This window comes from Anaerosolibacter sp. (genome assembly GCF_029240175.1).
Taxonomy (GTDB): domain Bacteria; phylum Bacillota; class Clostridia; order Peptostreptococcales; family Thermotaleaceae; genus Anaerosolibacter.
In genome coordinates this window covers 1-23,122 of record NZ_JARBTM010000013.1, presented here as the reverse complement: position 1 = coordinate 23,122, position 23,122 = coordinate 1, and the positions used below count along the sequence as shown (strand labels likewise).

The following is a 23,122-nucleotide window of genomic DNA, read 5'->3' as shown; positions in this document are numbered from 1 at the left end:
TTATATATTTAAAATAGGTAAATCGTAAAAGGAGGATATTGAAAATGAATAAAAATGTAGTAATCTATTCCAGTGATACATGTGTATATTGCCATCATGCAAAGGAATATCTAAAGCAAAAAGGTGTTGCTTATGAGGAAAAAAATGTATCAAAGGACATGGCTGCCCGCAAGGAATTAATGACCCAAGGGTTCATGGGTGTACCAGTAATCAAAGTTGGTAGTGAGATCATTCAAGGCTTTGATCAAGAAAGATTGGAAGAGTTATTAGGATAAAAAAGTATACTGAATAAGAGCAGAGATTTCCTTTGCTCTTATTTTTATTTGGCAAATTTTATTTTTGGGGGGCTTACTTATCCTATAGATTTCAGTGAAAAATTGCCTTATAATGAAAATGTCATTTAAAATTAAGAGGAGAAGGTGTTTAACTTGGCAGACAGCGCCTTATTAAAAACAGAAAACAAAAGAACACAGGCCGTTATCATGCAGCTAAGTGCTGCGACATTGTGGAGTTTCGGTGGACTGCTTATTAAACTTGTGGATTTGCATCCCATTGCAATTGCAGGTATTAGAAGTATCATTGCATCGGCTATTGTTCTTCTTTTTTTGAAAAAAACTGCTTTTCAATTTTCTTGGAATAAAGCCCTTGGTGCCATATCCTACGCATCAATGGTAATCTTTTTTGTAGCCGCTACAAAATTAACGACATCAGCCAATGCAATTCTCCTCCAATATACCTCTCCCATCTATATTGCTATTTTTGGAGGATGGCTTTTAAATGAGAAAGCCAAAACAAAAGATTGGATTGCCATGGTATTTGTCTTAGTAGGAATGGTTCTTTTTTTTGTAGATGACATCGGAGGTGGAAGCCTCAGAGGAAATATTTTTGCATTGTTAAGCGGGCTTGCCTTGGCTTTTAATACAATGTTTATGAGAAGACAAAAAGATGCAGATCCATTAGAAAATGTTTTTTGGGGTGGTGTGATTACAGTTCTGGTGAGCTTACCTTTTATTTTTAAGGCGTCACCCAGTCCCACAAGTTGGTTAGGACTCATTCTTCTAGGTGTATTTCAATTAGGCTTGTCCTATGTGTTATATGGTAGGGCCATAAAAAATATAACGGCTTTAGAATCTACTTTTATATCATTGGTGGAGCCACTACTAAATCCCCTATGGGTATTCTTAACCGTGGGCGAGCTGCCAGGAAAACTTTCCCTCATAGGAGGATTGGTGGTATTGAGTTCTGTTACGATCAGCTGCATAAAGCCCAATAGAAAACCCCAATTGGCCTATGAAAATAACCTCGAAAATTAAAGGAACAGGACACTGTCATCAAACTAAAGAACCGTGATTCAAAATGAATCACGGTTCTTTTTACTACATTTCATTTAATTCTTTTAAATCAAAAGGCGTTTCCTGATATACATAGTAATTTAACCAATTAGAAAATAGTAGGTTCGCGTGTCCTCGCCATTTAATGATTGGGTTTTGACTGGGATCGTCGTTGGGAAAGTAATTTTGAGGAACAGCAATGGAAAGCCCCTTCCCAATATCCCTATCATACTCGGATTTCAAGGTAAGAGGATCATATTCTGAATGCCCTGTTACAAATATTTGACGGCCAGTTTTTGAACCAACGATATAGATACCAGATGTCTGCGATTCTGACAGGATTTCAAGATCTTGAATACCCAAGAAATCTTCTCTTCTGATCTCTGTATGTCGTGAGTGGGGTGCATAAAATTCATCATCGAAGCCCCTAAGCAATCTGCAATTTTTTTCATTGATCCGATGGGGGAAAACACCAAAGACTTTATGGTCTAAGGAATATTTTGGAATACCATAATGATAATAAAGGCCTGCTTGCGCAGCCCAACAGATATGGAGGGTAGAGTAAACATGATGTTTACTCCATTCCATGATGGCAGCCATTTCATCCCAATAGGTTACGTCTTCGAATGCCAGGTGTTCTACGGGAGCACCTGTGATGATGAGACCATCAAACTTTCTGTCTCTAACATCTTCAAAGGTATTGTAGAACTTCGTAAGATGTTCCTCAGGCGTATTCTTGCATTGATGACTTTTCATGTGAAGCAATGTGATATCAACCTGCAAGGGGGTGTTGCCCAATAAGCGCAGGATTTGAATTTCCGTGGCAATCTTTGTGGGCATTAGATTAAGTATGGCGATTTGCAATGGGCGAATGTCTTGATGATAGGCCCGGGAATCTGACATGGCAAAAACATTTTCGCTGTGAAGAACGGCCAAGGCCGGAAGATCATCAGGTATCTTAATAGGCATACGGACTCTCCTTTATTGAATAATAATATCTGATTTATTCTACTGCCTTTTGAAGGGCCTGATCTAAATCATAAATCAAATCATCCACATCCTCCAGACCTATGGATAGTCTGATTAAATCTGGTGTTACGCCTGCAGAAATTTGCTCCAACTCAGACAACTGGGCATGGGTAGTGCTTGCAGGATGAATGACCAAAGATTTTGCATCGGCTACATTGGCCAATAGCGAGAAAATTTCCAAATGCTCAATGAATTTTTTGCCTGCTTCTGCACCGCCCTTGATCCCGAAGGTGAAGATGGACCCTGCCCCTTTCGGTAAATATTTTTGCGCCAAAGCATGATATTTATTGCTTTCTAAGCTCGGATAGTTCACCCAGGAGACTGCGGGGTGCTGTTGTAAGAATTCTGTAATCTTCTTCGTGTTTAACAAATGCCGTTCAATACGTAAAGACAATGTTTCTAAGCCTTGAAGCAGTAAAAATGAATTAAAAGGGCTGATAGAAGCACCGGTATCTCGAAGGAGTTGTACCCTGGCTTTGAGGATATAGGCAGCCGGACCAAAGACTTCTGTGTATCGAATGCCATTATAGCTTGGGTCTGGATCAGTTAACCATGGGAATCTACCACTCTTTGCCCAGTCAAACTTTCCACCATCTACAATAACCCCGCCGATGGAAGTGCCGTGACCGCCAATAAACTTTGTGGCAGAGTGTACAACAATATCTGCGCCAAAATCAATAGGTCGAATCAAGTAAGGCGTACCAAAGGTATTATCCACGATGAGAGGAACACCGGCATCATGGGCTACTTTTGCAACGGCTTCTATGTCTACAAGGTTGATACCAGGATTCCCAATGGTTTCAATGTATACAGCTTTTGTCTTTTCATTGATGGCTTTGCGGAAATTTTCAGGATCATCAGGATTTACGAAAACCGTATGAATACCCAATCTTGGAAGGGTTGCTGAAAAAAGGTTATAGGTGCCACCGTATAGGGTACTGGCTGAAACAATTTGATCTCCTGCTCCTGCAATATTTAGGATGGCATAGGTGATGGCAGCTGAGCCTGATGCCGTAGCCAAAGCGCCAACGCCTCCTTCTAAAGCTGCAATCCTCTGCTCAAAAACATCATTGGTAGGATTCATGATTCTGGTATAAATGTTGCCAAACTCTTTCAAAGCAAATAGATTGGCAGCATGCTCCGTGTTATTGAAGACATAGGAAGTGGTTTGATAAATAGGAACTGCCCGTGACCCCGTGGTAGGATCGGGTTTTTGTCCTCCGTGAACTTGCAGGGTGTCAAATTTTAGTTTTCTTTCAGTCATTGTCATCTCTCCTTTTTGAATTAAATAGATATGCCAGATACTTGATCTGTGTGAAGACTTCATCGTAAATGGAAAAACAAAAAACCTCTTTCGCAGAGAAAGAGGCATGTTAACAATATGCGCTTCTCTCATCTGCCAATATATATACATATACCGCAGGAATTGGCACCGCTGCTTTATAAAAAAAGCCGGTTGCCGGGTTTCATAGGGCCAGTCCCTCCACCTCTCTGGATAAGAGATAAATCTCAATATGAAGTTGTGAAAAATAATATTGAAATTGATTATAGAGAATGTTGAAGATGTTGTCAATATTATTTTAAAAATTAAATCAATAAAAAAATGTGTTAATCGAATTATATTTTTATAGATGATTATATATGCTAATTTTTAAAAATTCAATGGAAAAATTTTAAATAACCATAAATAAATATACATAAGGGAGCTTCGAAGAGAATAGAAATAAGAAATAAAAAATAAATAAGAATTTTCAACAAATTCTATTGACATCGAGTATAAGGCTAATTATAATAAAGTACAATTGAATAAATATTCTATCAAGAGCGGCGGAGGGACTGGCCCTATGAAACCCGGCAACCTGCATTTATAAAATGAGTATGGTGCTAAATCCAGCAGAGTGTATTCTGAGAGATAGACAAGTATGCGTAAAGCCTTTCTATATTTCAGAAAGGTTTTTTATTTTATTCTTATTTTATGCTTTTAGAAATAAAACATTGGGAGTGAAATGATGAAAAACATACCGAAGTTAGATAAAATATTGGTTTTTGATGGTGCCATGGGCACAATGCTTCTAGAGAAGGGCCTCAAATCAGGAATTTGTCCGGATTATATGAATATCCTGCATCCCCAACAGATTGAAGAAATCCATTTGTCTTATCTACAGGCTGGAGCAGACGTGATTACCACCAATACTTTTGGGGGAAATCGTTGGAAATTAGCGGAATATGGACTAGACAGCCAGGTGAATGAGATCAATCGAGAAGGCGTTAGAATCGCCAAAAGGGCAGCAGAAGCATTTGGTAGTTATGTAGCTGCTTCGGTGGGGCCTACGGGGCAATTCATAGAGCCAGTTGGGAAAAAAACCTTTCAAGAAATCTATGAAGTATTTAGAGAGCAAATTGGCGCCTTGGCAGAAGAAAGTCCTGATTTTATCCTGTTGGAAACATTCCATGATTTGGGTGAGGTTCGGTGTGCGCTGCTGGCAGCCCGCGATATATGTTCTATCCCTGTGATTTGTAGTCTTACCTACGAAGGCAGGCGTACCCTGACAGGGGTAAGCCCGAGCAGTGCTGCCGTGGTATTGGAAAGCTTAGGAGCCTGGGCAGTGGGTGCAAATTGTTCAGGAGGACCGGAGGAGCTTTATTATGTGGTAAAGGAAATTTCCCAGCATACAAATCTGCCTGTGCTGGTGCAGCCCAATGCGGGATTACCGGAATTTAAAGAGGGTGTCGTCAGTTATCCCCTTGGACCTAACGGCTTTGTTGATGCATTAAAACCTTACTTTGAGCTTGGAATTCATCTCATGGGCTCCTGCTGTGGAAGTACACCTGCCCATACAAGAGAGATAAAAAAAAGAACGGGAGAGATAACTCTTTCTGAGATAAAGACTGGAACCAAAAGCACTTTGGCAAGCAGAGAAAAGGTCATTTTCTTAGGGAAGGATGAACTGCCGAAAGTCATAGGAGAGCGAATCAATCCTACAGCACGGAAAGCCCTAGGTGAAAGTCTTAAGCAAGGACAATATGGGATCATTCAGCATGAAGCAGAAATCCAAGTGGAGGCAGGTGCCCATTTACTGGACATCAATGTGGGGGTTCATGGAATTGATCAACAAGAAACCATGGGCAAATTGATTCATTTACTTCAGCAGAAGATTGATGTACCCTTGGTGATTGACAGCACAGACCCAAAGGTAATTGGGAAAGCCCTGGAATCTTATCATGGAAAGGCCCTGGTGAATTCAATCAGTGGAGAACAGAAGAGTCTTGAAACAATTCTACCCATCATCAAACGATATGGGGCAGGGGTTGTAGCATTAGCCCTAGATGAACATGGAATACCAGAAAGTGCAGAGGGCAGATATGCCATCGCAGAAAAAATCGTGAAAGCCTGTGATGCACAAGGGATTTCTAGAAATGATATTTATGTAGATTGCTTGGTGTTAACAGTGGGCACCGATGACAAGGCGCCCATGGAGACATTAAAGACTTTAAGAATGGTTAGAGAAAAGCTCCATGTGAACACCATATTAGGCGTAAGCAACGTTTCCCATGGTTTGCCAGAAAGGAGCAAAATCAATGCATCTTTTCTTGCCATGGCCATAGGAAATGGATTAGACTTAGCCATTATCAATCCATCAGATAAAACCATGATGGACAGTTGGCAGGCAGCATCTCTTTTGGCGGGAAGAGATGACAGAGCATCAAATTATATCCACTTAAATCATAAACAAACATTAGAATCAAAAAAACACAATCAGATAGCCCAAGATAAACATTTGGAGAAACCTACTTTTGAAAAGGTAAGAGATTTGATTGTAAAGGGGTCCATGGATGTACTACATGTTGTGGACGATTTGCTGCATCAAGGAAACAAGGCCTTTGCAATCATCAACAATGGATTAGTACCCGGACTAGCGGTTGTAGGAGAAAAATTCAAAAATGGAGAGTTTTACTTACCACAGCTGATGTTAAGTGCAGAAACGGCTGAAAAGGTATTTCAACGATTGGAAAAATCCTTAGAGAATGGGGAAAGTATAGGGCGTAAAGGAACCGTGGTCATTGGGACAGTACAAGGCGATGTCCATGATATTGGAAAAAATGTGGTGGCGGTGATCCTAAAGAATTATGGATACCATGTGGTCGATTTAGGGAAAAATGTTTCTCCAGAAGCTTTCATTGAAGCCGCAGAAAAGGGAAAAGCTGATTTCATTGGTCTAAGTGCACTGATGACAACCACCATGACTGAAATACCAAAGACCATTGCCAGCATCAAGGCAGTGCTCCCTAACGTGAGGATCATCGCAGGGGGTGCCGTAGTAACGGAGGAATTCGCCCGTGAATCCGGTGCTGATGGATATAGTGAAGATGCCGTGGGTGCAGTAAAAGTATTAGAGGAATTAACAACAAGGGGGAATTGATATGGTACATACGTTAAGAGCGAAGTTACAAAAAAAACAGTTTGTGGTTACTGTAGAAATGGAACCACCTAGAGGGGCTGATCCCTGGGGTGTATATGAAAAAATGAGACCCTTGGCAGGATTAGTCGATGCTGTAAATATCGCTGACAGCCCTATGGCAAAGATGAGAATGAGTCCGATCGCTCTAGCCTACTTGGTTCAAAACGAATTGAATCTAGAAACCATATTCCATCTCACCTGCAGGGATAGGAATCAACTGGGGTTACAGTCTGAGCTCCTTGGGGCCCATGCCCTAGGGGTTAAGAATATCTTAACATTGACAGGTGATAAGCCGGAACAAGGAGACCATCCCCAAGCGACTGGCGTGTTCGATGTGGATGCTATCGGCCTAGGTAAGATTGCCAACAGCTTGAACAATGGGGAAGACATGTTAGGAAATGCTATAGAAGGAAAAACCAATTTTTTTATCGGTGGGGTGGTAAATCCCACCAGTGATGATCTGGAAGCAGAATTGGAGAAACTCCATCGAAAGATTGATGCAGGTGTTGGATTTTTTCAGACCCAGCCCATTTTTGACTTAGGTCAATTGGAGAAATTCTTAAGGATAGCAGATCAAATTAACGTGCCTATCATCTATGGGTTGATGCCTCTAAAAAGTGCGAAGCTTGCTAAATACTTGAATAGACAAGTACCAGGTGTTCATGTGCCGGATCAGCTTATCGACAGATTGGAAATAAAAGGACGGGAAGCAGGTCAGGAGATCGCTGAGGAGCTTTTCAAAGAAATGAAGCAAAGCCTACAGGGTGTTCATATTTTCCCTATGGGTGATATTCAATTGGTTGAAACCCTGCTAAAGGAGAATTATGAAAATGTGGGATGTAAAGAAGCTATATAGCTTTAGTATAGACGATGAATTAGAAAGGCTGCCCGATACTGTACCTGAGCTTGCAGGGATAGAAAAGCATATACCGAGTCTGAAAACCCTTATTCATCCGAAAATTCACTGGGTGGATATGAAGATAAAACATAAAGGGCAGAACTATATTTCCATGGAAGACATAGGGGGGAATTCCTTCACTATAGACAGCAGCTATGTGGCAAAGGGATTAGCATCCTGTGAAAATACAACACTGATGGCAGTCACTATAGGGGAGGAGATTACCGTAAATAGCAATATCAACTATGGAAAGGGACAGTTTTGGGAAGGGATTATAGCAGATCGATTTGGATCTTATGCGGTGGAGGTTCTCATAGAAAGATTTCATAAATATCTGAAGCGTAATTTTCTAAGCAAAGGACTTTGCTCAACATTGCGGTTTAGTCCTGGTTATGGTGATTGGCATTTGCAGGATCAAAGAAGAATACTGGATATTTTAGATACCAAATCACACATCACGGTAAATTCCTTTAGTATTCTGGAACCCACAAAGTCCATCACTGCCTTGATCGGGTGGTCAAGAACACACCAGGCTTCGAACTATCCTGTGGGCACAAAGGCTACAGGGTTATGTGATGGTAAAACAAATTGTCAAGATTGTAATACATGGGCATGTAGAAGCGGATCAAAGGGATAAGAGAAAAGGGAAAGCAGGGTGGATGAATCGTCCAATCTGCTTTCCCTTATTTGTATGAGAAAAGTTTAAAATCTCATCAAATCGTTAATACTGATAGAGGTAATTACAGAAGAATAGATAAAGCAAGGGGAGAGGGCGTATGACAGTACGTGTAGGTATACCGAGGGGCTTATTGTATTATTACTATGGTCCCCTTTGGACTGATTTTTTTGAGTCTCTTGGTGCCGAGGTTATAATTTCAGAAGAAACCAACAAAAAGATCGTTGAAATGGGTGTAAAGAGTACAGTAGATGAAGCCTGCCTGCCTGTGAAAATATACCATGGGCATGTGAAGAATTTAATGGATCAGAAAGTGGATTATATATTCCTGCCTCGATTGATGAGCATCTATAAAAATGAGTATATATGCCCTAAGTTTTGCGGGTTACCAGAGATGGTCAATCATTCTATACGAAATCTGCCTACCATGATTCAGCCCACCATCGATTTCCGAAAATCCAAGAAAGACCTACCTAGGATTGTGGAAGAAGTGGGCGGATATTTCACCAGTGATCGAAGGAAAACAGAGTGGGCATTTAATAAAGCATTAGAGCGATATCGGCAATATAAAACAGCATTACGCCAAGGGGTATTACCTACGGATGCCTTGGCAAGGAAAAATGATGAAGGCTTTCATACCATGGGGAGCGGTGATAAAATTGCACTGTTAGGCCATCCGTATAATCTTTATGATGATTTCATCAGCATGAATCTTGTGAAAAAATTACGAGGATATGGACTACAAGTATTGACTCCAGAGTCTATGGATGTAAAGACGATGAATGAAAAGGCCGCAGTGATGGATAAAAAAATGTTTTGGAGCTTTGGCCGTAAGATTCTAGGAACTGCTTTTCATGCCATGGAACAGCAGGATATCCAGGGCATTATTTATTTGTCATCCTTCGGATGTGGACTAGATTCTGTCCTCGCTGACATTGTTGAGCGAAGAGTAAGAAGAAATTCAGACAAGCCGTTTACCTTATTAACCTTAGATGAGCACACTGGTGAGGCTGGCATGGATACGAGGATAGAAGCTTTTGTAGATATGATTAAATGGAGGAGAAATCATGAAAATAACTTTTCCGCATATGGGCAGCACATACATAGCCATCAAAGCATTGTTCGATGATCTTTGCGTAGAAACGGTAGTGCCTCCCAAGTGCAGTAAAAAAACCTTGGAGCTTGGTACGAAGTACGCCCCAGAATTGATTTGTCTGCCCCTAAAAATCAACCTGGGCAATTATATAGAAAGTATTGAAAAGGGAGCCGATACCATTGTCATCACAGGGAGCTGTGGTCCCTGCAGATTTGGTTATTATTCTGAAGTACAGAGGGAGATACTCAAGGACTTAGGGTACGAAGCCGAGATTGTAGTATTAGAGGTGCCCGATGGTGATATTCCTGAATTTTATCGGAGAGTGGGTAAGGTCGCCAATACAAAAAATCCCATCAAGATAGCGAAAAGCTTAAAAGGTGCCATGACGGTATTAAAAAAGCTGAATGAATTTGAAGAGAAAGTATTGCAGCAGAGACCCTATGAAATCCAAAGAGGAGATGTAGATCAGCTCTATCATGGTCTTTTGACGAAATTGGGAACAAGTACAGGGGCTAGAGAAATGATTCAGCATATTGATTGGGCAGCCAACCGATTCCATGAAATTCCCATGGATCGAGGACGTGAGGTTTTAAGGGTAGGTATTGTTGGGGAAATCTATACAGTAATTGATGATTTCTCAAATCTAGAAATAGGGAAAAAATTGAATGATATGGGCGTCGCGGTTCATAAATCCCATACAGCAGGAGAATGGATTACGGATGTTGTGTATTATAGAAGTATTGGTACCAGCGGCGAGAAGCATATTTGGGATGCTGCGGCACCCTATATGAAGGTTGGCATCGGGGGTCATGGAAGAGAAACCATTGGGAACACTGTACGATATGCGGATCAAGGCTATGATGGTGTGATCCAAGTTATGCCTTTTACCTGCATGCCGGAGATTGTTGCCATGAGTACGTTACCTAAGGTGCAAGAAGAGAGAGACATTCCCGTGTTGTCCCTGATTATTGATGAAATGACAGGAGAAGCGGGATATCTGACCAGATTGGAAGCCTATATTGATTTACTGAGAAATAGGAGGGAAAAAAACAAACAAGCTATGGGGTCATGACCCCATAGCTTGTTTGTTTTTATATCTAGAATGATTTATTTTACTAATTTTTTTGTAGATTTGTATAGTGCATAGGTAAGCATAGTATTTGGAACAAGTAAGATAGCCCGGGTAATAATTCTAGGCGGTAATAGAACCATAAAAGCTTTTCCATTCATCATGGTCAGCCATAGGGTATTTAGCCCTAGCGAAGTAATGATATCAGTTACCAGGATGATAATGAACAAATGGATAAATCCCAGATCCTTCTTATTCATCAGACGCATCAAGATTGGCGGAATTGCACCTACCAATGCGGCTGTTAATGTAAAACCAGGAAAGAAACCATAGGGGGATAGGAATACAGCCCCAATGACATCTGCTACGATACCAGTCAAAGCACCAGCTATCGATCCAAACAATAATCCTGCCAGCATGATAGGAATGTCTCCAAAGCTTATACGAATGCCCAAAATGCCTGCCACCGGCAGCATAAAAGATAAAAATCTAGTCAGCACGATGCTTAAAGCGGCCAATAGAGAGATGACGATGAGATTCTTTGTCTTCATGCAAAAAACACCTCCTTTCTCTTTAGTTTGACATAAAGCCACACTAAAGAGAAAGAAAGTGTAGATAAGTCAGTCCTCTCTAATGCAGCAGCGGACGCGGAACCATATCGCGAATGTAGAACATTCTTCGTCTAAGGGCAACTTCCCATCCCTTAACACTTAACGCACGGCTCTTACTCTGCTATCCATAATCATACATGGAAAACGATGGACTGTAAAGGGTCATGTAGAAAAATATCTATAAAACAGGCTTGTGGTAAATTAAATCCGTATAAAGGGTGTCGTTATAATCTTCATAACGCATACCTGCCAAAGTATACTTTTGCTTCTCCCGGAATGCAAGGGATGCAAAGTTTGGTGTTGGGCTGATGATGGTTTCTGCGAAAATATCCTCGATACCTTTTGCTTTTAAATCTTTTATCAATTGTTTGTAAAGGAAACTTCCGATACCTTTACCTGTTAGATTAGATAGAATAGCGGTTTTGTCTACCACAACAAAATTATCAGTTTTACTCATATCAAAGTCAGGACGCCAATGGGTTTCTTGGATCCAATCGGGGTTATATTTTAACCATTGTTCTTTGGTATATGCCATGAGGAAGCCCAGGATACCATGGCCTTCAGCCACATAGAAATGATCGAGTTCCAAGATGCGTTCTTGGAAAAATTTCTGATAGTGTTTAGGCTTTGCAGAATAATCATCTACCAAAAATCCTGAATAGGATTCTTTGGTTCGTGTACCTACGGAACAAGCTACACGATAGATTGATGTTAAATCCTTTGCTGTTGCCTTTCGGATCTGAAGGGTATCAATCGTGGGAATTGCAGCACTTAATTTAGTGTCTTGATAAAAGTTCATTAAATCCATAAATCATCATCCTCCTCTAAAAATTGATAGTTGGCCACAAGGAAAATGAGCATATGGAAAGCCATAACTGCATCTTCCTCTTTCGACGCTTACGAGGTTAGCTGACGGATTCGGATCGAAAGAAGATGACCCTACTCTAATAAAAGAGATTCACCCCAAAAACAATGGTTCCCCCGCTTCTTGTAAAAAGAATTCAGCGTATTTACATATAATAATCCCATGGAGCGCAAAAGAATTTTAATATAGAATAAGTTATAAATAAAGGAACTAAAGAAAGAGAAAAGAAAAAACCATGGAGAATTGCCATAGTTCGCATGTCGTGTCAATGAGAATAGAATACTAGGCGTGCTAGTATATTTCATTATCACGCGATCAATCTCCTCTTCCAACGCTTACGAGGTTAGCTGACGGATTCGGATCGAAAGAAGATGACCCTACTCTAATAAAAGAGATTCACCCCAAAATAATGGTTCCCCCGCTTCTTGTAAAAAGAATTCAGCGCTCCAAATTGACTATGTAATTGTGGATTGCGTATTTGCAATAATTATACCATAGAGTTATAGAAATGTAAATATATAGAAAACCTTTGCTAAAAAAAATTTCCTAATTAGATGTTAAACAGAACCCTTCATTTAGGTATTCTTGCCCTGATTATTACAGTATATGCATGTACATGGAAAAAGGTGCTAAATTACTAAAAAATTATATGGAGGAAGGCCCCTGTGGCCTTCCGATTGTAGGATTCTATAGTTTGTACTTTGTAATTTCTTCACAGTAGCTGCACTTATATTCCATAGATGTTTCTGACACCAAATGGAAAGTAGGTTTTACGTAATCATCAGAATTGGTAATACATCTAGGATTGTGACAAGAGAACAGACCTTTGATTTTCTTGGGTAGGCTGACCTTTTTTTTAGAGATGATTTTGTTGTTTTCGATGACATTCACTGTAATATTTTGATCGATGAGACCCAAGAAATCTAAGTCAATATCAATGCTGTTTTCTATCTTGATGATATCTTTTCTTTTCATGTCCTTGCTAGATACATTCATCAATAGAACCACAGGAAAATCGACTTGATCCAGCATAAGCTTATTAAATATCTTTAGTCCATTTCCCGAGGATATATGATCCAAAACAATGCCTCTTTTGATGCTGGCTACCTCTAACATGATACATCCACCCCCAATAGTTTTGTAATTAAAGCCATTCGGGCATAAACCCCTAATTCTGCCTGCTTAAAATACACACCCCTTGGATCATCATCTACATCATAGGCGATTTCATTTACTCTCGGTAGGGGATGCATCACAATCATATCTTTTTTTGCATGGCTAAGTTTGGATTGATTGAGGAGATAGCTATCCTTGAGGCGCGCATAATCAGCCTCGTTGAAGAATCTTTCCTTCTGAATCCTTGTCATATAGAGTATATCGATTTCAGAGATCACATCTTCAATATAGCGGGCTTCCTGAAGTTCCACATCGAAGTCCTGTTTTAAGGATCTTTTTAATGTGTCAGGAAGGGTCAACTCTTCAGGAGAGATTAAGATAAATTTCTTTGTATTATACCTTGCGAGGGTGCGGATCAAAGAATGGACGGTTCGACCGAACTTTAAGTCTCCGCAAAAAGCCACTGTATGACCTTCTATGGTTTCCTTATACATTTTGATGGTCAGTAAGTCTGTCAAGGTCTGGGTCGGATGCTGGTGACCGCCGTCGCCCCCATTGATGATGGGAATTGAAGCGTAGTGGGAGGCTAACTTTGGAGCACCTTCCTTAGGATGGCGCATCACAGCAATATCAGCATAGGCTGACATGCATCGGATGGTGTCTGCGATACTTTCACCCTTGGATACAGAACTGGTATTTGCGTCACTAAAGCCAATGATACTTCCCCCTAAGCGGAGCATGGCTGTTTCAAAGCTAAATCTTGTTCTGGTACTTGGTTCATAGAAAAGGGTAGCAAGAATCTTGCCTTCACAGGCCCTTTTATATTCTGCTGGTGCTTCATACATTTTTTTCCCCAGTGCTACCACTTCATTAAGCTCTTCAAGGGTGAAATCTTCAGGTTCGATCAAATGTCTAATTTTATGGTTGTTCATGGTTTACTCCTCCTTTTTAGTCTCACAGGACCAAGTTAAAGGTACTTTGCTTGGACAAAAACAAATGCCTTTTCTCCACGAGGAAAAAAGGCATAATCAATCTAATTAAGCTTGACTGCTTCGCATAACCTTTTTAACCTCGCAGGGTTAATTTAAAGGGTGATTTGTTTTTTCTAAATTTATCACAGAACCTAAAGGATGTCAATATAAAACAGAATAGAATATTTTCGTTGACATCATGGAAACCCATATGGTAACATAGAAAAAATGAATATGCATACCTTTAAATTGGTCCAGAGAGGCCGGTAAGGATGAACGCGATAAATATGGATAGGATATATCTGTATTTTGTTATGGGTATCGTACAGCCTTCTGCCTCTGGTAGAAGGCTTTTTATTTTGCAATTTCAAAGGAGGGATTTGTGTGATTGTTATCAAAAATGGCAGGGTGATAGATCCTGGGAATGGGATAGATAAAGTTATGGATATTCTGGTGATTGACGGAAAAATAGGAATGATTGCACCATGTGTCCATGTGGAAGAAGCAAAAACAATAGATGCTTCTGGCATGGTGGTAGCCCCTGGTTTTGTGGATATCCATGTCCATCTGCGGGAACCTGGGTTTGAACATAAGGAAAACATCAGAACAGGTACCATGAGCGCGGCCATGGGTGGTTTCACCACCATTGCCTGCATGCCAAACACAAATCCTGCTATTCATTCAAAAGAGATTGTCCAGTATATTTTAGATAAAGCAAAAAAAGAAGGTATCGTGAATGTGTTGCCCATAGGGAGTATCACAGCAAATCTTGATGGAAGCAGTTTGACAAATGTGGAAAAATTGGTGGAAAGTGGTGTGGTTGCCTTATCCGATGATGGGAAGACGCCCATGGATATAAGCATTATGGAAAAAGCTTTTGAGAATGCTTTTAAAAACCGCATTCCCCTCATTGATCACTGTGAGGATTACGATCTAGCCCAAGGGGGCAGTGTGAATGAAGGCAAATGCAGTAAACGTACAGGACTGAAAGGGATTCCTAATGCCGCTGAGTGGAAAATTGTTGCGAGAGACATAGAACTGGCTGAAAAATATGGAACCCATCTCCACATTGCCCATATCAGCACAAAGGAGTCTGTTGAACTGGTACGTCAAGCCAAGAAAAAGGGGCTGAAAATCACGAGCGAAGTAGCACCCCATCATTTCACACTTACAGATGACATGGTGACACGTCAAGACACCTATACGAAGGTCAATCCTCCTCTCCGGAGTCAAGAGGATGTAGATGCGGTATGTCAAGGATTAAAAGATGGAACCATTGACATCATCGCCACAGACCATGCACCCCATGATGAAGACAGCAAGAGGGTAGATTACGAGAAAGCTTCCTTTGGTATTAGCGGCTTAGAAACGGCCTTTAGCATCTGTTATACGGAATTGGTTGAGAAGGGAATCCTAAGTCTGCCCCAGTTGATTGAAAAAATGAGTTATTTACCATCAACAATCATTGGTATTGATAAGGGGACTCTGACAGTTGGACATTCGGCAGATTTAGTGATTTTAGATCTAGAGCAGGTGGAGAAAATTGATGCAAATAAGTTTGTATCTAAGGGAAAGAATACGCCATTTCATGGAAAGTCTGTAAAAGGAAAGGTGCTGTACACTTTGGTTGAGGGGAAAATTGTGATGGAGAAGGGAGAGATTTTATGTTCATAGATCGATTGATTCAGCAAATCAAGTTAAAAAAGAGCAATATTGTGGTGGGACTAGATCCAAGATTAGATATGATTCCCACCCATATTCGGGAGAAATCCTATTGTACCTATGGTAAAAATTTACGGGGAGCAGCAGAAGCCGTATGGATATTCAACCAGGAAATCATTGGGTCTGTCCATGATCTTGTTCCTGCAGTAAAGCCCCAGATTGCTTTTTATGAGCAGTACGGACTGGAAGGGCTAGAAATATATCAGAAAACATGCAAGCTGGCTCAAGAAAAGGGGCTGCTGGTTATTGGGGATGTGAAGCGGGGGGATATTGGGACCACATCCAAGGCATATTCTGATGCATATCTGGGTATGACCGATGTGGAAGGAGAAAAAATAGAAGCTTTTTTCAGTGATGCCATCACCGTAAATCCCTATTTAGGAGATGATTGTCTCAAAGAATTTATGAAAGATATCGTGGACTACGAAAAGGGGATGTTTGTGTTGGTAAAGACATCGAATCCCACATCTGGCCAGCTTCAAGATTTAGAGACCGAAGGAAAGAAAATATACGAAATTGTTGCTCGCCTCGTGGATCAATGGAGTAAAAAAACAATAGGTGTCCATGGATATTCATCGATAGGGGCTGTGGTAGGTGCCACCTACCCTGAGGAAGCGAGAAACCTAAGAAGACTAATGCCAGCATCCTACTTTCTTGTGCCAGGCTACGGAGCCCAAGGGGGAACTGCCAAGGATATTATAGACTGTTTTGATGAAGGAGGCTTAGGCGCAATCATCAATTCATCTCGAGACATCCTCTATGCCTATCAAAAACAGGTCAATGGATATGGAGAGAAAGATTTTGGAAAGGCTGCACGGGCTGCAACTTTAAAGATGCAAGAAGCGATCAATGGTTTGTTAGTTCAGGAAGGCAAACAATACTGGTAAGGGAGGGATTGGATGAAAACATCCAGCTTATGTAAGGTTCTTAATACAGAGAGAATAGCTGAAGATATCTATAAAATCAGTGTAACAAGACCTGTAGAATGGAAGGAGATCAAAGCAGGACAATTTTTCCATATAAAATGCAGCGAAGAAGGGAAGTCCTACCTACGGAGACCGATCAGTATTTGTGAGGTGGAAGCTAACCAGTTGCGTTTCATCGTTCGAAAATCAGGAAAAGGAACGGAGGCGCTTTGTAATAGAAAAGTAGGAGATGATTTGGATATTATAGGACCATTGGGTAATGGATTTACGCCAACAGGAGAGAAAATTCTCTTGGTGGGTGGCGGCATAGGGACAGCACCATTGGTGGAGCTTTGTAAGACCATTAAAGCGAGAGAGGTTAAGGTACTACTTGGATTTCGAACAGAGCCTTACCTAGTAGAGACTTTTAAAAAATATTGCAGTACAGTGGAGGTAGCCACCGAGGATGGAAGCTTTGGTGTAAAAGGATACGTGACAGCACTGATGGAAGCCGCCATGGAAAATTCGCCTGAGATGATTTATGCTTGCGGGCCAGAGGTTATGTTAAAACAGATTCAACAGTTCGGTAAGGAGAAGGGGATTCCTACGCAACTGGCCATGGAAGAGAGGATGGCTTGCGGTGTAGGGGCCTGCTTGGTCTGCAGCTGTAAAGTAAAAGCTGGAGATGATTGGGATTATGTACGGACATGTAAAGAAGGGCCGGTATTTTGGGGAGAAGAGGTGATTTTTGATGAAAACAATTGATATGGCCGTTGATTTGAAGGGCCTCACCTTAGAGAATCCCATCATGGCTGCTTCTGGAACCTTTGGATTTGGTAGGGAATACGGAGAATATGTGGACTTAAATACCTTAGGCGGAATCATGGTGAAAGGCCTTACCCTTGAAGAACGAAAAGGCAATCCTGTGCCTAGGGTAGCAGAAACACCTATGGGCATGCTCAATAGTGTAGGTCTACAGAATCCAGGGGTAGAGGCGTTTATCCAAGAAGAATTGCCTTATCTATCTCAATTTAACACACGGGTGATTGCAAATATCAATGGGAACACCATAGAGGAGTACTGCAGAATTGCGGAAAGACTATCGGATACAGGGGTAGATGCTTTAGAATTAAACATATCTTGTCCCAATGTCAAAGAGGGTGGCGTAGCCTTTGGACGAGATCCAGAAATGGTCTACAAAGTGACCAAAAGCGTCAGGGAACATACCAATAAGTATTTAATTGTTAAACTTAGTCCAAATGTTCGAGATATTCGAGAGGTTGCCCGGGCTGCTGAAGAAGGGAGAGCAGATTGTCTGTCTCTTATTAATACGCTCATAGGGATGGCTATTGATATTGAGCAGCAAAAGCCTATTTTGGCAAGGGGAATTGGAGGCCTTTCTGGGCCTGTAGTGAAACCAGTGGCCCTACGGATGGTTTATGAAACAGCCCAGACTGTATCCATACCGATCATCGGGATGGGGGGAATCTCCAATCCCAATGATGCCATTGAATTCTTACTAGCGGGAGCCAGTGCCATTGCTGTAGGTACAGCCAACTTCATAAATCCCTTCGTAACTGCTGAAATTTATGAGGGGATACGGGCATATCTAGAAAGAAAAGGATATACATCTGTGAAGGACATCATAGGAAAGCTAAAATTTTAATACAGAATTTTATCATTATAATAGGTTTGTTAGGGTGACGGTCTCACTTTCTTTTACAATATGAAATAATTGCTTCAGAACCTCGATCTCGCCAAGGGAAAGAGGTTTATCTTTTTCTTCAATATACTTACGGGTTCGTGCCATGGCGAGATCAATGTTATCTATTTCATGGTGGTGAATAATAACGGCCCATCGATCTCTAATCTCAAGCCATTGTTCTCTGGTTTTCAAATATTTGTCTGAAGCAGTATCCCAATTTTCTGATTCAATATCCTTTGTCATTTGCTCTAGGGCTTGGATCAGGTCTGTTGCGTGGGCATCAATGTAATTGTAGGCAAACAACCATCCGGCAATAATGACAAGAATAACAACAGAAACACCAATTAATGATCGCATAGGGCTTGATTCCTCCTAATCCTTCTTTTGTACATACAGTTTTCGATTTTCATCTAGAAAGCAAAATAATACATCTTTATAATTATCAATACTACGACTTTTCAATTGTTCTAAGAGCCAGTTTTCATCGTGTTGGGCTATTTTTAAATTATAATGGTTGATATGACCATCGATAATAAGAGAGACAGGCATTCTCTCATAGGTAGCTTTTATATTTAAGTCCTCGATGGTGACTGGCCTTTTGTTTGCTTTAGGAATGATGCTTAGTTCCCCGTTGGTTTCCAAAATAGCGAACTCCACATCGGTTAAACTTACATAATCCTTTTCCCGTACTTGTTCAACCAAATCATTGATATTGATACGCAGACGCTGTAATTCCTTCATGTTGATTTTTCCCTTTTCCACAAGTACGCTAGGTTTACCGCAGATGATGCCCCGAGCCCATTCGCTTTTCATATTTATATATGAGATCAAAATCTGGGCAAAGAGCAGGGTGATAATTGCCACAAGATTGTTTAAAATAGATGCACCTGTATTTTCCATAGAAAGGGCAGCCAACTCTGCAATCATCAGCATAATCACCAGTTCAAAGGGCTGGAGCTCGGTTAACTCTCCTTTTCCCATCATACGAATGGCGAAAACGACAAAAAAGTATATGAATAATGTTCTTATCAATATAATGAGCATTAAGAAAGCACCCTTTCTCGTAGAATTCATCCTATACTATTTAAATTTTGCTAGAATGGGGTATTTTATTCTATGTAGAAATATAAATAATACTGTATAAAAAACAAAGACAAAAGCCCTGCAGCTTAAATCTTGCTGTAGGGCTTTTGTCTCTAAAATTGAATATCTTGTTCAAGCGTTTTCGTTAATAGGATAATAGAATGTTCAACATCTTTCTCAGATACCATTTCAGAAGGGCTATGAACATATCTGCATGGAATGGAAATGACACCGGAGGGTACACCGCTGCGGGTCAAGTGAATAGCGCCGGAGTCTGTGCCGCCAAACTCTAGCACTTCTAACTGATAGGGGATGTTATTGGCCTTTGCAGTATCGATCATAAGATTCTTTACAGCTGGATGAGTCAGCATTGAATTATCCCTGATCTTGATGGCAGGGCCATCACCGATCTTCACATCCATGGTTCGTGCCTTTGGTGTGTCACCTGTAAGGGTAACATCCACGGCAATGCCCATGTCAGGGTCGATACCATAGGCAGCTGTTTTTGCTCCACGAATACCCACTTCTTCTTGCACCGTAAAGACAAAGTATAACTCATTGGGAGAATCTTTCACTGCCTTTAACGCCTCGATGGCAATAAAGCAACCGATGCGGTCATCCATGGCTTTGGCGACTAGTCGATCGCCATCTTGGGTGAGCGTGTTATAAAAGCATCCCACATCTCCAATATCAATCTTCTTTAAGGTTTCTTCTTTAGATTTAGTACCGATATCGATAAACATTTTATTTAGCTTTAAATCTTTCATTTCATCTAAGTGCTCCATAGATACAACCCCGATGGTTCCATCTGAAAAGATAACCCGTTGGTACAGGGCAGTAAAGGGGGATACGCCGCCGACATTGGAGAAACGAATAAATCCATTATCATCAATGCTTGTGGCAATGACGCCAATTTCGTCCATATGGGCTGCAATCATGATTCTTTTACCTGGACCTTTTTTGATTGCGATAAGATTACCCATTCGATCAATTTTCATTTCATCCGCATAATCCTTAATTTCATCCATAATAATATCTCTGATCTTTTCTTCACTGCCGGAAGGACCATAGGATTCCACCAGCTTCTTTAATAGGCTTAATTGTCCATTATCCACGGGCATATGCCTCCTTTTCTATACTTTTTAGGAAGAGTTGCATGAGTTTTCTACATCCGTCATAATCATCTTTAGACATGATAGAAGCTGGAGAATGAATGTAACGGCAAGGAATAGATAATGCAGCAGAGGGAATTCCCTCACGGGTAAGATGAATGGATCCAGCATCGTTACCACCCGTTGCAATCTGTCTAAATTGAATATTTATGTTGTTGTCTACAGCAATCTGATGAATCCGTTTCGTGAGCCCCTTGTCAAAAAGAGAAGCCATATCCATGATAGACAGCGCAGGACCATGACCTAATCGGGTACCATGCTGAGCCTCATCGACATTACTAACATCAGAACAGACTGTGCCTTCAAGGACTAGGGCAAAGTCCGGATTAATACCATAGGCGGCCACTCTTGCACCCCTTAAGCCAATTTCCTCTTGCACAGAAAACACTGCACAGATGGTGGCATCGTAGGCTTCTTTTAATAACTCCACTAAGATAGAACAACCTACACGATCATCAAGGGCTTTTGCCTTTACAAGGTTATTTCCAAACTCTACATAATCACTGACAAAAGAGATATAATCTCCTTTGGAAACAAGTTTTTCAGCTTCTGCCTTAGATTTGGCCCCAATGTCGATGTACAACTGCTTATGTTTCAAGGCTTTCTCACGTTCATCAGGTTCTTGCAGGTGGATCGCCTTTGCGCCGATAACACCGGGAATCTTATTGTTTCCTATTTGAACTACCTTTGAAACGAGGATACGATCATCAATACCACCAACGGGAACAAACTTGATGAAGCCACCTTCATCGATGGATTTTACCATAAGACCGATTTCATCCATATGTGCAGCCAGCATAACTCTTGGATAGCCTTCTTTGCCTTTTTTTATAGCTATTAAATTACCCAATCGATCTACTTTGATTTCATCTACATAGTCCGTGATCTCATCCTTAATAATATCCCTGATTTCCTTTTCATTGCCCGGTAAGCCAGAGGCCTCGGTGAGTCTTTTTAATAGCATAGGAATCCCTCCAAATCTTCTTCATCTAAACTTGCAATAAAATAAGCAAGGAGCTTTCCTGTGTTTTTGATGTCATTTGTATCTAGGGTTTCTACCGATGTATGCATATATCGCAATGGAATAGAAAGCAGGCCCGTTGCTACCCCAGATTGTGTAACCTGCATTGCCCATGCATCGGTTCCCGAATGACCTGGAACAATTTCTACGTGATAAGGAATATTGTGATCTTTTGCGATTTGAACAAATCTATCATAAATTTTAGGATGAATATTAGCGCCTAGGCCAATGGTAGGACCTTTACCAAGTTCATAGGTCTCATCCTTTGAAAGTTCGGGAGTCGATCCGAAGGTTACGTCAATGGCAATACCGATATCAGGAAGGATATTATATGTACTAACAGTGGCACCCCTTGTACCAACCTCTTCTTGAACAGTAGCTACAGCATATACATCGCACTGATGCTTTAGCTTTTGTAATATCTGAAGGCATTCATACATTACAGCAACGCCTGCACGATCATCCAAGGCTTTTGCGGCAATCAATCCATTTTGAAGGGTGATCATTTTCCGATGAATAGTAATGGAATCACCAACGCGAACAATCTTCTCTACTTCTTCCTTAGAAAGGCCCACATCGATGAGCATGTCTTCCATTTTAATGGCTTTTGACCGATCACTTGGATCTAGAATGTGAGGAGGTTTGGTTCCGATTACACCAAATAAGTCCTGGGTTCCGTGAACCATGACCTCTTGGGTCAAAAGGGTTCTTTGGTCAACGCCGCCTATATTGGTAAACTGAATAAAACCTTTGTCATCTATTTTTTTCACCATGAGACCGATTTCGTCCATATGGGCAGCAAGCATGATTTTTATTGAATTAGGTCCCATACCCTTCTTATGCATGACCAGATTGCCTAATCTGTCACTTCTAAACTCATCGGCCAGATCCTGAAAATATCTCTGGATGACACCACTGACAATATGTTCAAATCCTGATATGCCAGGGGTCTCCACCATGTCTCTTAGCATCTGCTCTAGTTTCATTGATTTCCTCCTTCCAAAATTAACCTACAGCTATCATTATAACAGAAATTACTGAAAATATGCCCGAATCCATAAGATAAAATGGATAATATTAACATAGATCTAGATATTGACCTAGTCCTGAAAATATGATATATTAGTTTTTGTCCTTGATGCAAGGGGTAAGCGTTAACAGGTTGGAAATATTACCAGTTGATTTAAGAGTAGAAACATGGTAAGATAGTATTTGTCGTCACAAGTAACCAGGTAATAAAATTTACCAGTAAAAAACGTGTTGACACAGTATCGAAAAGATGCTAAGATAGATAAGTCGCCAAAACGAGCGACACAAACTTTGGTCTTTGAAAACTACACAGTGTAAGAATTAAGCCAGCATATATATTGGTTAGCAGTTAGCCGTTAGCGG

22 protein-coding genes and 5 riboswitches are annotated in these 23,122 nt (G+C 40.8%); of the genes, 11 read left to right on the top strand and 11 right to left on the bottom strand.

Going from position 1 to position 23,122, the window contains the following annotated elements; translation table 11 throughout:
• The first annotated feature begins 44 nt into the window (after positions 1-44).
• Entirely contained in the window at positions 45-275 is a 231-nt protein-coding gene (locus K0R93_RS10805) for a glutaredoxin family protein (protein WP_300301092.1), read from the top strand.
• A gap of 144 nt (positions 276-419) precedes the next feature.
• Complete coding sequence (locus tag K0R93_RS10800; RefSeq protein WP_300301090.1) at positions 420-1,313, top strand: DMT family transporter; 894 nt, start codon at positions 420-422, stop codon at positions 1,311-1,313.
• Between the two features lie 63 nt (positions 1,314-1,376).
• On the opposite strand, the gene metA is transcribed toward K0R93_RS10800, so the two are convergent.
• A complete protein-coding gene (gene metA, locus K0R93_RS10795) occupies positions 1,377-2,300 on the bottom strand; it encodes a homoserine O-acetyltransferase MetA (protein ID WP_300301088.1) in 924 nt (307 codons plus the stop codon).
• Positions 2,301-2,334: 34 nt separating this feature from the next.
• Entirely contained in the window at positions 2,335-3,624 is a 1,290-nt protein-coding gene (locus K0R93_RS10790; protein WP_300301086.1) for a homocysteine synthase, read from the bottom strand.
• Positions 3,625-3,749: 125 nt separating this feature from the next.
• A riboswitch (SAM riboswitch) is annotated at positions 3,750-3,862 on the bottom strand.
• Between the two features lie 310 nt (positions 3,863-4,172).
• A riboswitch (SAM riboswitch) is annotated at positions 4,173-4,279 on the top strand.
• A gap of 90 nt (positions 4,280-4,369) precedes the next feature.
• On the opposite strand from K0R93_RS10790, the gene K0R93_RS10785 reads away from it, so the two are divergent.
• The 5 genes from K0R93_RS10785 to K0R93_RS10765 all read left to right on the top strand — a co-directional run bounded on the left by K0R93_RS10785 (position 4,370) and on the right by K0R93_RS10765 (position 10,562).
• Positions 4,370-6,781: a homocysteine S-methyltransferase family protein gene (locus K0R93_RS10785; RefSeq protein WP_300301082.1), complete on the top strand. Its 2,412-nt coding sequence runs from the start codon at positions 4,370-4,372 to the stop codon at positions 6,779-6,781.
• A 1-nt stretch (position 6,782) separates the two neighbouring features.
• The gene (locus K0R93_RS10780) at positions 6,783-7,676 is read left to right on the top strand and encodes a methylenetetrahydrofolate reductase (RefSeq protein WP_300301080.1); all 894 of its coding nucleotides are present in this window, start codon (positions 6,783-6,785) and stop codon (positions 7,674-7,676) included.
• Positions 7,651-8,355: a hypothetical protein gene (locus K0R93_RS10775; protein ID WP_300301077.1), complete on the top strand. Its 705-nt coding sequence runs from the start codon at positions 7,651-7,653 to the stop codon at positions 8,353-8,355. Before K0R93_RS10780 ends, K0R93_RS10775 begins: the two co-directional genes overlap by 26 nt.
• 139 nt (positions 8,356-8,494) lie before the next feature.
• On the top strand, positions 8,495-9,523 hold the full coding sequence (locus K0R93_RS10770) for an acyl-CoA dehydratase activase-related protein (RefSeq protein WP_300301075.1): 1,029 nt from the start codon (positions 8,495-8,497) through the stop codon (positions 9,521-9,523).
• On the top strand, positions 9,462-10,562 hold the full coding sequence (locus K0R93_RS10765; protein WP_300301073.1) for a CoA protein activase: 1,101 nt from the start codon (positions 9,462-9,464) through the stop codon (positions 10,560-10,562). The genes K0R93_RS10770 and K0R93_RS10765 overlap by 62 nt, the downstream gene beginning before the upstream one ends.
• Positions 10,563-10,597: 35 nt before the next feature.
• On the opposite strand, the gene K0R93_RS10760 is transcribed toward K0R93_RS10765, so the two are convergent.
• From K0R93_RS10760 to pyrB, 4 genes are all read right to left on the bottom strand, one after another.
• The gene (locus tag K0R93_RS10760; RefSeq protein WP_300301071.1) at positions 10,598-11,110 is read right to left on the bottom strand and encodes a folate family ECF transporter S component; all 513 of its coding nucleotides are present in this window, start codon (positions 11,108-11,110) and stop codon (positions 10,598-10,600) included.
• An 86-nt stretch (positions 11,111-11,196) separates the two neighbouring features.
• A riboswitch (THF riboswitch) is annotated at positions 11,197-11,293 on the bottom strand.
• Positions 11,294-11,348: 55 nt separating this feature from the next.
• The gene (locus K0R93_RS10755) at positions 11,349-11,978 is read right to left on the bottom strand and encodes a GNAT family N-acetyltransferase (protein WP_300301069.1); all 630 of its coding nucleotides are present in this window, start codon (positions 11,976-11,978) and stop codon (positions 11,349-11,351) included.
• Positions 11,979-12,050: 72 nt separating this feature from the next.
• A riboswitch (cyclic di-AMP (ydaO/yuaA leader) is annotated at positions 12,051-12,187 on the bottom strand.
• A 166-nt stretch (positions 12,188-12,353) separates the two neighbouring features.
• Positions 12,354-12,489, bottom strand: a riboswitch (cyclic di-AMP (ydaO/yuaA leader).
• Between the two features lie 233 nt (positions 12,490-12,722).
• The gene (locus tag K0R93_RS10750; protein WP_300301067.1) at positions 12,723-13,151 is read right to left on the bottom strand and encodes an aspartate carbamoyltransferase regulatory subunit; all 429 of its coding nucleotides are present in this window, start codon (positions 13,149-13,151) and stop codon (positions 12,723-12,725) included.
• Positions 13,145-14,083, bottom strand: coding sequence for an aspartate carbamoyltransferase (gene pyrB / locus K0R93_RS10745; RefSeq protein WP_300301065.1), 939 nt, complete (start codon positions 14,081-14,083; stop codon positions 13,145-13,147). The genes K0R93_RS10750 and pyrB overlap by 7 nt, the downstream gene beginning before the upstream one ends.
• Before the next feature lie 423 nt (positions 14,084-14,506).
• Between pyrB and K0R93_RS10740 the strand changes: the two genes are divergently transcribed.
• The 4 genes from K0R93_RS10740 to K0R93_RS10725 are packed head-to-tail and all read left to right on the top strand — an operon-like array spanning position 14,507 to position 18,415.
• Entirely contained in the window at positions 14,507-15,796 is a 1,290-nt protein-coding gene (locus K0R93_RS10740) for a dihydroorotase (RefSeq protein ID WP_330685144.1), read from the top strand.
• Positions 15,787-16,731 carry an orotidine-5'-phosphate decarboxylase gene (gene pyrF / locus K0R93_RS10735; RefSeq protein WP_300301063.1) on the top strand — a complete coding sequence of 315 codons (945 nt, stop codon included), beginning with the start codon at positions 15,787-15,789 and terminating at the stop codon, positions 16,729-16,731. Before K0R93_RS10740 ends, pyrF begins: the two co-directional genes overlap by 10 nt.
• 12 nt (positions 16,732-16,743) lie before the next feature.
• On the top strand, positions 16,744-17,514 hold the full coding sequence (locus K0R93_RS10730) for a dihydroorotate dehydrogenase electron transfer subunit (protein WP_300301060.1): 771 nt from the start codon (positions 16,744-16,746) through the stop codon (positions 17,512-17,514).
• A complete protein-coding gene (locus K0R93_RS10725) occupies positions 17,501-18,415 on the top strand; it encodes a dihydroorotate dehydrogenase (RefSeq protein ID WP_300301058.1) in 915 nt (304 codons plus the stop codon). Before K0R93_RS10730 ends, K0R93_RS10725 begins: the two co-directional genes overlap by 14 nt.
• A 15-nt stretch (positions 18,416-18,430) precedes the next feature.
• Here K0R93_RS10725 and K0R93_RS10720 read toward each other — a convergent pair whose 3' ends face one another.
• From K0R93_RS10720 to K0R93_RS10700, 5 genes are all read right to left on the bottom strand, one after another.
• The gene (locus K0R93_RS10720) at positions 18,431-18,811 is read right to left on the bottom strand and encodes a DUF4363 family protein (RefSeq protein ID WP_300301055.1); all 381 of its coding nucleotides are present in this window, start codon (positions 18,809-18,811) and stop codon (positions 18,431-18,433) included.
• A gap of 15 nt (positions 18,812-18,826) precedes the next feature.
• Positions 18,827-19,498 carry a YetF domain-containing protein gene (locus K0R93_RS10715; RefSeq protein ID WP_300301053.1) on the bottom strand — a complete coding sequence of 224 codons (672 nt, stop codon included), beginning with the start codon at positions 19,496-19,498 and terminating at the stop codon, positions 18,827-18,829.
• Positions 19,499-19,650: 152 nt separating this feature from the next.
• Positions 19,651-20,652 (bottom strand): M42 family metallopeptidase, encoded by a 1,002-nt coding sequence (locus K0R93_RS10710; RefSeq protein ID WP_330685143.1) that lies wholly within the window; start codon positions 20,650-20,652, stop codon positions 19,651-19,653.
• A complete protein-coding gene (locus K0R93_RS10705; RefSeq protein ID WP_300301049.1) occupies positions 20,645-21,673 on the bottom strand; it encodes a M42 family metallopeptidase in 1,029 nt (342 codons plus the stop codon). Before K0R93_RS10705 ends, K0R93_RS10710 begins: the two co-directional genes overlap by 8 nt.
• Positions 21,664-22,716: a M42 family metallopeptidase gene (locus K0R93_RS10700; RefSeq protein WP_300301047.1), complete on the bottom strand. Its 1,053-nt coding sequence runs from the start codon at positions 22,714-22,716 to the stop codon at positions 21,664-21,666. Before K0R93_RS10700 ends, K0R93_RS10705 begins: the two co-directional genes overlap by 10 nt.
• Positions 22,717-23,122: the final 406 nt, after the last annotated feature.